Genomic DNA, 12,273 nt, shown 5'->3' on the forward strand with positions numbered 1-12,273 from the left:
GGGCCCTCAGGCCTTCTGCTGAGAACGCCGGATCGCGGCACTCATCAGCGTCACCCCGGCCGCGAGCATCACGGCGAACGCCGCCGCGGCCGGGTTGACGGTGATCCCGCCGAGCTGTGCGGCCAGGGCGGTCAGGCCGATCACCAGCAGGATCAGGCCGATGATCACGGTGCTGGTCCGGATGCCCGGGTGTCCCTGCGGGACCTCGGGCGCGGGTGGCGCCGTCGGCGGGCTCGGTGCGGCGGGCGGGTTCGGGACGGGCGGTTCGGGGACGCCGGCTTCCGGCGGCACCTGTGGCCCGCGTTTCGCGGTGATGTAGCCGACGAAACCCGGCTCCGGTGAGGTTGATTCGTTCTCCGGGCGAAAGGCAGGCGTGGCGGCAGGGGGTGTCGCCGAGGGCGGTCGCGGGGGCGTGGGGTCCGGGGCGTCGTCGGCCGGGAAGGCCAGGGTGGGCGGGGTCGGGCTCGGCCCGGCGGTCAGGTCCCCGGCCGGGGGGCGGATTTTCGCGGTGCGGTCGTCGTCATCAAATTCGTTGTCGGACATCAGTTCTCCCCCTCCAGGGCCTCGCGGTTGATCTCCAGCTGGCCGACGCCCTGCTGGGCGACGACCTTCACCACCGGGGCGTCGGAACCGTAGGTCAGCGTGCGGTCGTGCTGCCCGGAGTCACCCTTCACCTCGTACCTGGAGCCGTCCGGCTGGAGCACCTCACCGGCGCCGAGATGGGCCTGCACCTGCACGGTCACCGAGTCGGGCAGGTTCAGCACCAGGTGGCCGACGCCCAGGTTCACCTCCACCTCAAGGGGATTCGAGGCGCTGGCCCCGGCCAGCACGCCGGGCGAGGTGAGATCCAGCGTGGCCTCACCGATGCCCAGGTTGTACTGGCTGCGGGCCTCGTCCTGGTTCTGTGGCGTCCAGGTGGCGGCGCCGACGGCGGCCAGGTGCTTCGTGGTGTCGACGCCCGCGTGCTGCGCCGCCGCCCCCAGCGAGAGGAACAGCGTGAGCAGGATCCCCAGCCCGGCCAGTCCCGGACTGCGTCGTCCCATCAGGCCGTTCGCGATCACGCCGCAGGCGATCACGACGATCGCCACGCCCAGGGCGGTGAGCCCGGCCCAGCCGGGCAGGTCACCGTAGAACTCGGCGATCAGCACGCCGGTGGCGGCGACCAGAGCCAGACCCAGGGTGAGCTGACGCACGCGGCGTGAGGGGGCGGTGCGGGCGCGTGCCGCGCGCTGCGCCTCCCAGCGCTGGTGGGCGGCCTCCTCGTGGGCGGTGCGGCGCTGTTGACTGAAGTCCCTGGCCCAGGCGGAGGCCGCGTCGCCGGTCTGTCGGCCCCAGGCCGCCGCGGCGTCGCCGGTCTGCCGGCCCCAGCGGGCGGCGTTGTCGGCGAGTTGCCGGCTGCCCTCCGGGGTGGTCCAGTGCGGTGCCCCGGTTCCGCTCTGACTACCTGTGGACGACGAAACCCCGCCGGTAACACCCGTGTTCGGAACTCCCTGGTGGGGTGGCTGCGGCAGTTTACGGGCCGCCCACCACAGACCGCCGACGATCAGCGCGGCCACGACCAGCGTGCCCGGGAAGCCCCAGAACCACACCCCGTCGTGCGACCACGGACCGCCGCCGCCGATCGCGGCCAGCGACATCAGCCCGGCGGCGAAGAAGCCCGGGCTGAACCGGCCCCGGATCGCCTCCTGGAGGTGGATCCGGCCGTCTTCCAGCCGTGGCAGGAACATCCAGCACAGGCCGTACAGCGCCACGCCCAGGCCGCCGACGATGGTGAGCGCCACGAAGGTGCCCCGGATCAGGGTCTGGTCGATGTCGAGACGCCGCGACAGGCCGCTGGCCACACCGGCCACCCAGCGCCCCTCCGTCGGGCGGGCCGCGCCGAGATCCCTGATCCGGCCGAAGAATTCGTCACCCGTCCGGTGTTGCGGCGAACCCGGTTCGGGGGGCGGGCCCCAGCCGGTCGGCGGTTCGTCGGGGGTGCCGGGGCCTGATCCGCCGCCGAAGTGGCCGGAGTTGCCTTCGTGGCCTGTGCCCCTGGCCTGGTTCGTTCCGCCGGTCTGGTTCGTTCTGCTGGCCTGGTTTGGTTCGCCGGCCGGGTGGGTTTCCCCGGGTGGGTTCGGGTCGGCTGCCGGGTTTGGGCCGCCGGCCTGCTCGGAGCTGGTCTGCTGGGAGCTTGCCCGCTCGGAGCCGGTCCGCCCGGAACCGGTCCGCCCGGAGCCGGCCGGCTCATGGCTCGACGGCTGGGCGGGCGACCCCCAGGCGTCGCCGCCCGGGTCCTGCGTTCCGGACATGATGTGGTCCCCCTCGATCGTGGTGATCGGTGCCGGTGCTCTGTTCGTGGGCCCGGTGGCCGGGCGTCTACCGAAGATCCTGCGGGCCCGGCGGCCCGCGCGGGATCGGGAAAGCCCCCGAGGGCACCCTGAACCAGGCTCGGGGGCCGGTGGGGGAGGGGAGACGGTTCGTCCCTGAGGGAATGTGCGTGCGCACGTGTGACGATGGCCCGGTGACCATCCCGCCCGGCCTGCTCGGCCCGGACACCGCGACCGCCGGACGCCTCCCGGCCGGCCCGCCCGTGAGCGGACGCCCACCCCTGGTCCGCCCCCGCGAAGGACGGATGCTCGGCGGCGCCGCCGCCGGCGTGGCTGTGCACCTCGGGCTGCCGGTGCGCGCGGTCCGGATCGGCTTCGTCGTCGCCACTCTGATGGGTGGCCCGGGAGCCGTGCTGTACGCCTGGCTGTGGGCCCTCGTTCCGGAAGAGGCCTCGGCCGAGGCGGCGGAGCAGGCTCTCCGCGCGTCCTCCCGCACCCCCTACACCGGTGGGCCGATCCTCGGCACGCAGATCGGCGGGCGGCCTTTCCCGGCCGCCGGGTCTGCCGGTGCGTCGGGAACCAGCGTCCCGGCTGCCGGTTCGGCCGTCGGGTCGGCGTTTTCGGGAGTGACGGCCTCGGGAGTGGCGGCCTCGGGGGTGGCGGGCTCGGGGGTGGCGGGCTCGGGAGTGACAGGCTCGGGAGTGGCGGCTCCAGGTGTGGCAGCCCTAGGAGCGATGTCCTCGGGAACGGTGGCCTCGGGAGTGATGCCCCCGGGGGCGACGTCCCCGGTCTCCGTATCCCCGGCACCATCTTCGACGGCTGCCGGGTCGGGGGCTGCCGGGTCAGGGGCTGCCGGGTCGAGGGTTGCCGGGTCTGGCGCTGCCGGGTCGGGGGCTGCCGGGCCTGGGGTTGCCGGGTCGGGGGTTGCCGGGTCTGGGGTTGCCGGGTCGGAGGGCGCCGCGTCGCCGGGCACCACGGTGACGGGCAGGGCCGCCGGGGCAGGCATTTCGCCGATGGGCGCAACGAGTGCAGCCAGCAGTCCGAGCCCGGTGGCCGGGCCGGTGTCCGCTCCCGCACCCACCGCCGCACCCACCGTCACCGACGGGACCGTCGCCGGGCACGCGGGAGTGGCTGGGCAACCTGGGTTGGCCGGACCTTCAGAAGTGGCCGGACCTTCAGAAGTGGCCGGACCGTCAGAAGTGGCCGGACCGTCAGAAGTGGCTGGTCCGTCAGAAGTGGCTGGTCCACCGGAGGCGGCTGAGCAATCAGGAGCGGCTGGAATCCCTGGAGCGGCCGGCCGGTCTGGGGTGATGGGGCATCCTGGAGCGGCTCGGCAGCCGGGAACGGCCGGGCAGCCGGGAACGGCCGGGCAGCCGGGAACGGCCGGGCAGCCGGAAATGCCCGCCGCACCGGACTTTCCGGTGGATCGACCACCTGTGGGCGCTGCGGACGGGGGCCGGGGGTGGCTCGCTTCGCCGTCCACCGTTGGGACCCCCGAAGACCTGCCGGTGACCCCCGGCGACCCGGCGCGACTCGCCCGCGCCGCCGTGGTGGCGGCCGCCGCCGAGCAGGTGGAGATCCAGGAACGCTCCAGCCGCCGCACCCGCCTGCACGCCGACGTGTTCGCCGGGATCTGCCTGGCCGCGGCGGTGGGCGTGCTGGTGGCCACCTGGAGCGGGCTGGAGGTACGCGTCGGGCTGGTGCTCCCGCTGCTGATCGTGGCCCCGGGCGCGGTGATCGCCTATGCCCAGTTCGACGAGGCCGACCGGTCCCGCTGGTTCTCGCCGACCGGCTTCACCACGCGCGCGGCCACTCTGCGGCTGCTGCTCGGCGTGGTGCTGGTGGTGGTCGGGATCGTGCTGATGGTGGTGCAGAACACCGATCCGCTGCTGCTCGGGCAGATTCTGCTGGCCACCTTCGCCGTGCTCCTCGGCGTGGCCGTGGTGTTCGCCCCCTGGGGCGTGCGGTTCTGGCGCGCCCTGGACTCCGAGCGGACCGGCCGGGTGCGCGAGTCCGAGCGTGCCGACATCGCTGCCCACCTGCACGACTCGGTGCTCCAGACGCTCGCCCTGATCCAGCGGCGCAGCTCGGACTCGGCCGAGGTGGCCCGGCTGGCCCGGGCCCAGGAGCGTGACCTGCGCGGCTGGCTGTACGGCGGCGGGGGCGACGACCCGACGATGATCTCGGCCCGGGTCGCCACCCTGACCGCCGAGGCGGAGGACGTGCACGGCGCCGTGATCGAGGTGGTCACGGTCGGCGACCGGCCGGTGGACGAGCGGGCGATCTCGCTGCTGTCGGCCCTGCGCGAGGCCGTGGCCAACGCGGCGCGGCACGCCGGCGGTGAGTCGATCCGGGTGTACGTGGAGTGCACGCCGGACGGCATCGAGGCATTCGTGCGCGACCGCGGGCCGGGTTTCGACCTGGCCGCGGTGCCGGAGGACCGGCTGGGTGTGCGTGAGTCGATCATCGGCAGGATGGAACGGCACGGCGGATCGGCCCGGATCCGCAGCGAAGAGGGTGAGGGCACCGAGGTCCGGCTGCTCCTGCCGGACCACGGGGTACCAGAGGAGGAACAGTGAACCAGGAGAACGTGAAGCTGCCGGTGCGGGTCGTGATCGTGGACGACCACCGGGTGTTCCGCAGCGGCGTCCGGGCGGAGCTCGCCCCGGCCGTCGCCGACGGCCGGCTGGAGCTGGTCGGCGAGGCGGGCGACGTGGAGGAGGCCATCGCCGTGGTGGCCGCCACCGCGCCGGACGTGGTGCTGCTCGACGTGCACCTGCCCGGTGGCACGGTGCGCCCGGGCGGGCGCGAGGTGCTGCAACGGGCGATGGCGCAGGAGGGGCAGACCACCCGGTTCCTGGCCCTCAGCGTGTCCGACGCCGCGGAGGACGTGATCGCGGTGATCCGGGCCGGGGCCCGGGGCTACGTGACGAAGTCGATCAGCGGCACCGAGCTGATCGCCGCGGTGCTCACCGTGGCCTCGGGCGATGCCGTGTTCTCGCCCCGGCTGGCCGGTTTCGTGCTGGACGCGTTCGGCACCGGCGCCGGTGAGGTGGCCCAAGTGGACGACGAGCTGGACCGGCTCAGCGCCCGCGAGCGCGAGGTGATGCGGCTGATCGCCCGCGGCTACGCCTACAAGGAGGTGGCGAAGGAGCTGTTCATCTCGGTGAAGACGGTGGAGACCCACGTGTCCGCGGTGCTGCGCAAGCTCCAGCTGTCCAGCCGGCACGAGCTGACCCGGTGGGCGGCGGACCGGCGGCTGCTCTAGCAGGTGGTCATGACTGTCGGTGGGGGCACGTAGTCTGAGTTCCGATGAGCACGCTATTCGACCTCCCCGACGAAGCCGCGCCCGAACTCTCCAAGAAGGAGAAGGCGCGGCAGATCGCCAACGAGCGTTCGGCCAAGCGGCATCCGTTGCCCACCCTGGTCAGAGACGGCGAGGACCCGGCGAAGCCCGACCTGCGGGCCGCCGCGCCCCGGCTCGACCCGGAACAGCTGGTCGCGGGGCTGAACGAACAGCAGCGGGCGGCGGTGCTGCACCACGACTCGCCGCTGCTCATCCTGGCCGGGGCCGGGTCGGGCAAGACCCGCGTGCTCACCCATCGCATCGGTCACCTGCTGGCGGCGCGCGGCGCACGGCCCGGGCAGATCCTGGCGATCACCTTCACCAACAAGGCCGCGGCCGAGATGCGCGACCGGGTGGCCGCCATGGTCGGCCCGCGCGCGTCGTCCATCTGGGTGTCCACGTTCCACTCCTCGTGCGTGCGCATCCTGCGCCGCGAGGCCACTCACGTCGGCCTGCGGTCCAACTTCTCGATCTACGACTCGGCCGACTCGCAGCGGCTCATCGGCCTGGTCGCGCGCGAGCTCGACCTCGATCCGAAGAAGTTCCCGCCGCGGGGTCTGGCCGCGCAGATCTCCAACCTGAAGAACGAGCTGATCGACGAGGAGACCAACGCCTCCCGGGTCAGCGAGAGCAATCCGGCCGAGCGCACCCTGGCCGACGTCTACACCGGTTACCAGCGGCGGCTGCGGCAGGCCAACGCGCTCGACTTCGACGACCTGATCATGACCACGGTCAACATCCTCCAGGCGTTCCCCGAGGTGGCCGAGCAGTACCGGCGGCGGTTCCGGCACATCATGGTCGACGAGTACCAGGACACCAACCACGCCCAGTACGTGCTCATCCGTGAGCTGGTCGGCGGTCCCACGGCCACCCAGCCGAAGCGCCCGATCGAGGTCGAGGTCGAGCAGCCGCAGATCCCGATGGCCGAGCTCACCGTGGTGGGTGACGCCGACCAGTCGATCTACGCGTTCCGCGGCGCCTCGATCCGCAACATCATCGAGTTCGAGCTCGACTACCCGCAGGCCCACACCATCATGCTGGAGCAGAACTACCGCTCCACACAGACCATCCTGTCCGCGGCCAACGCGGTGATCGAGAACAACCCCGACCGCAAACCCAAAAAATTGTGGACGGCCGGGGCCGCCGGCGCGCAGATCACCGGTTACGTGGCGGACGACGAGCACGACGAGGCCGCGTTCGTCACCGAGGAGATCGAGCGCCTGCGCACGAACGACTCGGTGCGCCCGGGTGACGTGGCGGTGTTCTACCGCACCAACGCGCAGTCCCGTGCCCTCGAAGAGGTGATGGTGCGGGCCGGCCTGCCCTACAAGGTGGTCGGCGGCACCCGGTTCTACGAGCGCCGCGAGATCAAGGACGCACTGGCCTACCTGCGCGTGCTGGTCAACCCGTCCGACACGGTCAACCTGCGGCGCATCATCAACGTGCCCAAGCGCGGCATCGGCGACCGGGCCGAGGGCGCGCTGGTTGCGCTGGCCGACCGCGAGCGGATCTCGTTCGGCGACGCGCTGTTCCGCGCCGACGAGGCGCCGGGCCTGGCCACCCGCTCGCTCACCGCGGTGAAGAAGTTCGCGAACCTGATCGACGAGCTGGGCACGCTGGTCGAGGGTGGGACCGACCCGGGCACCGTGCTGGAGGCGGTACTGGAGCAGACCGGCTACCTCGACGAGCTGCGCGCCAGTCACGACCCGCAGGACGAGTCCCGGGTGGAGAACCTGGCCGAGCTGGTCGCCGTCACCCAGGAGTACGCCCGCACCACCCCCGACGGCACGCTGCAAGACTTCCTCGAGCAGGTGTCGCTGGTGGCCGACGCCGACGAGATCCCGGCCGAGGACGTCGCCGACGGCGAGGAGCCGAAGGAGGACGAGGGGGTGGTCACCCTGATGACCCTCCACACGGCCAAGGGCCTGGAGTTCCCGGTCGTGTTCCTCACCGGCATGGAAGACGGCGCCTTCCCGCACATGCGCTCGCTGCAAGACCCCAAGGAGCTGGCCGAGGAGCGCCGCCTGGCCTATGTCGGCCTGACCCGGGCCGAGCAGCGGCTGTACCTCACCCGCGCGGCCATCCGCAGCGCCTGGGGGCAGCCGAGCTACAACCCGGCCAGCCGCTTCCTCAACGAGATCCCGGCCGACCTGATCACCTGGCGGCGCAGCGAGTCCACGCAGATGCGCTCGTCGTCCGCACCCGCCGTGGCCCGGCTGGCGCAGCGCCCGGGCACCCGTTCGCCGGGCAACCGCAAGGTCGTCCAGCTGGCGCCGGGCGACCGGGTCACCCACGACTCGTTCGGCCTGGGCCGGGTGGTCGAGGTGGTCGGTGAGGGCGACAAGACCGTGGCCCACATCGATTTCGGCGAGGGTGTGAAGCGGCTGCTGCTGCGCTACGCCCCGGTCGAGAAGCTGTGAACGAGTACCTGGCCGCCTCCGCGGTGGTCGACCACGACCACCCGGCCGTGCGGGCGCTCGCGGCGCGGCACCGGGCGCTGTACCCGGCCGACGACGAGGCCTACGCCCGGTCGGTGTTCGAGTGGGTCCGCGACGAGATCCGGCACAGCATCGACGCGCAGGACCCGCGCATCACGCTGACCGCGTCGCAGACCCTGGCCGAGGGCGTCGGGCTCTGCTTCGCCAAGTCGCACCTGCTGGTGGCGCTGCTGCGGGCCGAGGGCGTCCCGGCCGGGTTCTGCTACCAGCGGCTCACCGACGACGGCGACACCTTCATGCTGCACGGCCTGATCGCGGTGCACCTGCGCGGCGACTGGCATCGGCAGGACCCGCGGGGCAACAAGCCCGGCGTCGACGCCCGGTTCAGCCTGACCCACGAGCAGCTGGCCTGGCCGATCGCCGCGCCCGGTGAGCAGGACTACCCGGGGGTGCGCGCCGAGCCGGCGCCGCAGGTGGTGAAGGCCCTCAGCGAGGCCACCGACGCCCTGGAACTGTACGCCGGCGACCTGCCCGACGAGCTCCAGATCATTCGCAGCTGAGCAGCCCGGCCTCGTCCTTCAGCTCCAGCACGCGGGTGGCGGACGCCTCCACCTGGGCGGCGAAGTCCGGGTCCTGGCGGGCCCGCGACGACAGCGCGGTCATCATGGTGCGCACCTGCGACGACTCCACGGTCAGCACCAGATCGCCCCCGGCCTCCACGAACCGCACCGCGCGCCGGCCGGGAGACACGTCGGCGACCGCCTTGGCCGCGCCGACGTCGTCGGTCATCACCACGCCCTGGAAACCCATTTCTCCGCGCAGCAATTCGGTGATCACCGTGGACGAGAACACCGCGCGGTTGTCCGGGTCGATCTTCTCGTAGGTGGCCGACGAGATCATCACGGCGCCGGCCCCGGCGTCGATGCCCGCCTGGAACGGTCGCAGGTAGGCGTCGTCGGTGGTGGTTGTGGTGTCGACGACCCCGCTGGAGGTGTCGGTGTTCTTGGTGACCCGGCCCAGCCCGGGGAAGTGCTTGACGGTCGCCATCACCCCGGCGTCGTGCAGTGTGGCGGTGACCGTGGCGACGGCGTCGGCCACCGCGGCGCTGTCGCTGCCGTACTGCCGCCCGAACACGCCGATCGGTGGGTTGCGCTTCTCCGTGCCGCTCGGCACGGTGTCGGCCACCGGTGCCAGGTCCATCGTGATCCCGGCCTTGGCAAGGGATTTCGCCCACTGGCCGGTCACCGCGGCGAGCCGGGTCGAGGTCCAGGTGCCCTGCTCCTGGGCGTCGTCGAGGTAGCCCCAGGTGCCTCCGCGCAGCGACTGCACCTGACCGCCCTCCTGGTCGATGGAGACCAGCGGCCGGATCGTCGCGTCGCCGGCCGTCATCGACGGCAGCCGGTTGATCTCCTTCTTCAGCGACGCCGCCGTGCGGCCACTGCGCCCGTGCAGGAACACCGAGCCGACGTGGTTGCGCTTCATCACCGAGGTCACCGCGTCGGCGTCGGTCAGCGGGGTGCCGGTCATGATCAGCTGCCCGGCCTGCTCGGCCACGGTCATCGCCGACACCGCCGTCTGCGCGCAGGTCGGGGTGGGGGTGGGCGACGCAGTGGGGGACGCCGCGGTGAAACGGCCCGACGAAGACCCTGGCGAATCCCCTGGTGAGGCGCCGTTCACGGCGGACGGCGAGCCGGACGAGCACCCGGTCAGCGCCAGCCCCACCACCGCCAGGCCGGTCAGCCCACCGCGCAGGTGAGGACGTCGACGTTCGTGCCGGAGTTCTGCCGCAACCACGCGAGCAGCCTGTCACGTCCGGCGGTGGGACGCGCGTGGCGTCCGTACACCGGTCTGCCGATGACGTGACGCGCTACACGGCCGCAGTGGCCGGGGGGTGAACCTGTCCGGACTAGGCTCGTGCCACAACCCGTCCCCGTCGTTGAGGACCCACCCGTGGATCTGTACGAATACCAGGCGCGCGACCTGTTCGCGGCCCACGGCGTACCGGTGCTGGACGCCGTCGTGGCCGACACGCCCGAAGAGGCCGCGCAGGCCGCCGGCAAGCTGGGTAGTTCCGTAGTCGTCGTCAAGGCCCAGGTCAAGGCCGGTGGCCGGGGCAAGGCGGGCGGCGTCAAGCTCGCGAAGTCCCCGGAAGAGGCCGCCGCCCGCGCGAAAGACATTCTCGCGCTGACGATCAAGGACCTCCCCGTGCGCCGGGTGATGGTGACCCAGGGTGCGGACATCGCCGAGGAGTACTACTTCTCGGTGCTGCTCGACCGGGCCAACCGCACCTACCTCGCCATGGCCTCCCGCGAGGGCGGCATGGAGATCGAGGAACTCGCCGTCGAGCGTCCCGAGGCCCTGGCCCGCATCCCCGTCGACGCGATCGTCGGCATCGACGCGGCCAAGGCCCAGGAGATCGTCGACGCGGCCGGTTTCGCCGACGAGGTGAAGCCGCAGATCGTCGAGGTCATCCAGAAGCTCTGGACGGTCTTCAAGAGCGAAGACGCCACCCTGGTCGAGGTCAACCCGCTGATCAAGAGCGGCGACGGCAGGATCATCGCCCTCGACGGCAAGGTGTCGCTCGACGAGAACGCCGGCTTCCGCCACCCCGGGCACGAGGAGCTGGCCGACCAGGCCGCCGCCGACCCGCTGGAGGCGAAGGCCAAGGCCAAGAACCTCAACTACGTCAAGCTCGACGGCAACGTCGGGATCATCGGCAACGGCGCGGGTCTCGTGATGAGCACCCTCGACGTGGTGGCCTACGCCGGCGAGAAGTTCGGTGGCAGCAAGCCGGCCAACTTCCTCGACATCGGTGGTGGCGCCAGCGCCGAGGTGATGGCCAACGGCCTGGAGATCATCCTCTCCGACCCGCAGGTGAAGTCGGTGTTCGTCAACGTCTTCGGCGGCATCACCGCCTGTGACGCGGTGGCCAACGGCATCGTGCAGGCCTTCCAGCTGCTGGAGAGCCGGGGCGAGGCGGTGACCCGCCCGCTCGTCGTCCGTCTGGACGGCAACAACGCCGAGCTGGGCCGGCAGATCCTCACCGATGCCGGGCTCGCGGGCCTGGAGCAGGTGGACACGATGGACGGCGCCGCCTCCCGCGCGGCCGAGCTCGCAGCCAAGGGGGCCTGACGATGTCGATCTTCATCGATGGCAACAGCAAGGTCATCGTCCAGGGCCTGACCGGCTCCGAGGGCAAGAAGCACGCCCAGCTGATGCTGAAGTCGGGCACCCAGATCGTCGGTGGCGTCAACCCGCGCAAGGCCGGCACCACGGTCGAGTTCGAGGGCGGCGTCAGCGTTCCGGTGTTCGGCTCGGTCGCCGAGGCGATCAAGGAGACCGGCGCCGACGTCAGCGTCATCTTCGTGCCGGCCGCCCACACCAAGGCCGCCGCCTACGAGGCGATCGACGCGGGCATCCCGCTCGCGGTCGTCATCACCGAGGGCGTTCCGGTGCACGACACCGCTGACTTCTACCAGCACGCGGTGAACTCCGGCACCACGCGGATCATCGGGCCGAACTGCCCGGGCCTGATCAGCCCCGGCCAGTCGAACGTCGGCATCATCCCGGCCAGCATCACCGGCCCGGGCCCGATCGGCCTGGTCAGCAAGAGCGGCACGCTGACCTACCAGATGATGTACGAGCTGCGGGACATCGGCTTCTCGTCCGGCGTCGGCATCGGCGGTGACCCGGTGATCGGCACCACGCACATCGACGCGCTCGCGGCGTTCGAGGCCGACCCCGACACCAAGGCGATCGTGATGATCGGCGAGATCGGTGGCGACGCCGAGGAGCGGGCCGCGGCCTACATCAAGGAGCACGTGACCAAGCCGGTCGTCGGCTACGTCGCCGGTTTCACCGCGCCCGAGGGCAAGACCATGGGCCACGCGGGCGCCATCGTGTCCGGCTCGTCCGGCACCGCGCAGGCCAAGAAGGAGGCCCTGGAGGCCGCCGGCGTGAAGGTCGGCAAGACGCCGAGCGAGACCGCTCAGCTGATGCGCGAGATCGTCGGCAAGCTCTAGCTCCTCCGCCCGTCCTCTCCGTTCGTCCGTAACGGTCCCGGCCGCAGGGTTTTTCCCTGCGGCCGGGCCGTTTTGCCGGCTTCCGATCATGGACGACGACGAGCTGCCGGGCCCGAAGTGGCGTTTGTCGCAAAGCTGTGACTCGTCACCGATCTGGC

The 12,273-nt window shown here is 71.9% G+C and carries 11 protein-coding genes and 1 pseudogene; 8 read left to right on the plus strand and 4 right to left on the minus strand.

Going from position 1 to position 12,273, the window contains the following annotated elements; genetic code table 11:
* Nucleotides 1-6: 6 nt before the first annotated feature.
* Together KIH74_RS03230 and KIH74_RS03235 are read right to left on the minus strand one after the other, a co-directional pair.
* Entirely contained in the window at nt 7-543 is a 537-nt protein-coding gene (locus tag KIH74_RS03230) for a hypothetical protein (protein ID WP_214154185.1), read from the minus strand.
* On the minus strand, nt 543-2,291 hold the full coding sequence (locus tag KIH74_RS03235) for a PspC domain-containing protein (RefSeq protein ID WP_214154186.1): 1,749 nt from the start codon (nt 2,289-2,291) through the stop codon (nt 543-545). Before KIH74_RS03235 ends, KIH74_RS03230 begins: the two co-directional genes overlap by 1 nt.
* Before the next feature lie 182 nt (nt 2,292-2,473).
* Between KIH74_RS03235 and KIH74_RS38295 the strand changes: the two are divergent.
* Nucleotides 2,474-2,746, plus strand: a pseudogene (locus KIH74_RS38295) (PspC domain-containing protein); the annotation flags it as partial.
* A 62-nt stretch (nt 2,747-2,808) separates the two neighbouring features.
* Here KIH74_RS38295 and KIH74_RS38300 read toward each other — a convergent pair.
* Nucleotides 2,809-3,408: a hypothetical protein gene (locus KIH74_RS38300; protein ID WP_308113585.1), complete on the minus strand. Its 600-nt coding sequence runs from the start codon at nt 3,406-3,408 to the stop codon at nt 2,809-2,811.
* Between KIH74_RS38300 and KIH74_RS38305 the strand changes: the two genes are divergently transcribed.
* The 4 genes from KIH74_RS38305 to KIH74_RS03255 are packed head-to-tail and all read left to right on the plus strand — an operon-like array spanning nt 3,323 to nt 8,653.
* The gene (locus tag KIH74_RS38305) at nt 3,323-4,888 is read left to right on the plus strand and encodes a sensor histidine kinase (protein WP_504844993.1); all 1,566 of its coding nucleotides are present in this window, start codon (nt 3,323-3,325) and stop codon (nt 4,886-4,888) included. The two genes, KIH74_RS38300 and KIH74_RS38305, sit on opposite strands and share 86 nt — an antisense overlap.
* Nucleotides 4,885-5,577, plus strand: a complete 693-nt coding sequence (locus KIH74_RS03245) for a LuxR C-terminal-related transcriptional regulator (RefSeq protein WP_308113548.1) — start codon at nt 4,885-4,887, stop codon at nt 5,575-5,577. The genes KIH74_RS38305 and KIH74_RS03245 overlap by 4 nt, the downstream gene beginning before the upstream one ends.
* Before the next feature lie 44 nt (nt 5,578-5,621).
* On the plus strand, nt 5,622-8,075 hold the full coding sequence (gene pcrA / locus KIH74_RS03250; protein ID WP_214154188.1) for a DNA helicase PcrA: 2,454 nt from the start codon (nt 5,622-5,624) through the stop codon (nt 8,073-8,075).
* On the plus strand, nt 8,072-8,653 hold the full coding sequence (locus KIH74_RS03255; protein WP_214154189.1) for a transglutaminase-like domain-containing protein: 582 nt from the start codon (nt 8,072-8,074) through the stop codon (nt 8,651-8,653). Before pcrA ends, KIH74_RS03255 begins: the two co-directional genes overlap by 4 nt.
* On the opposite strand, the gene KIH74_RS03260 is transcribed toward KIH74_RS03255, so the two are convergent.
* On the minus strand, nt 8,640-9,653 hold the full coding sequence (locus KIH74_RS03260) for a glycoside hydrolase family 3 N-terminal domain-containing protein (RefSeq protein WP_214154190.1): 1,014 nt from the start codon (nt 9,651-9,653) through the stop codon (nt 8,640-8,642). The two genes, KIH74_RS03255 and KIH74_RS03260, sit on opposite strands and share 14 nt — an antisense overlap.
* Between KIH74_RS03260 and KIH74_RS03265 the strand changes: the two genes are divergently transcribed.
* From KIH74_RS03265 to sucD, 3 genes are all read left to right on the plus strand, one after another.
* Nucleotides 9,619-9,849, plus strand: coding sequence for a hypothetical protein (locus KIH74_RS03265; RefSeq protein WP_214154191.1), 231 nt, complete (start codon nt 9,619-9,621; stop codon nt 9,847-9,849). The two genes, KIH74_RS03260 and KIH74_RS03265, sit on opposite strands and share 35 nt — an antisense overlap.
* A gap of 194 nt (nt 9,850-10,043) precedes the next feature.
* Nucleotides 10,044-11,225 (plus strand): ADP-forming succinate--CoA ligase subunit beta, encoded by a 1,182-nt coding sequence (gene sucC / locus KIH74_RS03270; RefSeq protein ID WP_214154192.1) that lies wholly within the window; start codon nt 10,044-10,046, stop codon nt 11,223-11,225.
* A gap of 2 nt (nt 11,226-11,227) precedes the next feature.
* Nucleotides 11,228-12,115, plus strand: coding sequence for a succinate--CoA ligase subunit alpha (sucD, locus tag KIH74_RS03275; RefSeq protein WP_214154193.1), 888 nt, complete (start codon nt 11,228-11,230; stop codon nt 12,113-12,115).
* Nucleotides 12,116-12,273 lie beyond the last annotated feature (158 nt).

The sequence above is a fragment of the Kineosporia corallincola genome, from assembly GCF_018499875.1.
Classification (GTDB): Bacteria; Actinomycetota; Actinomycetes; order Actinomycetales; family Kineosporiaceae; genus Kineosporia; species Kineosporia corallincola.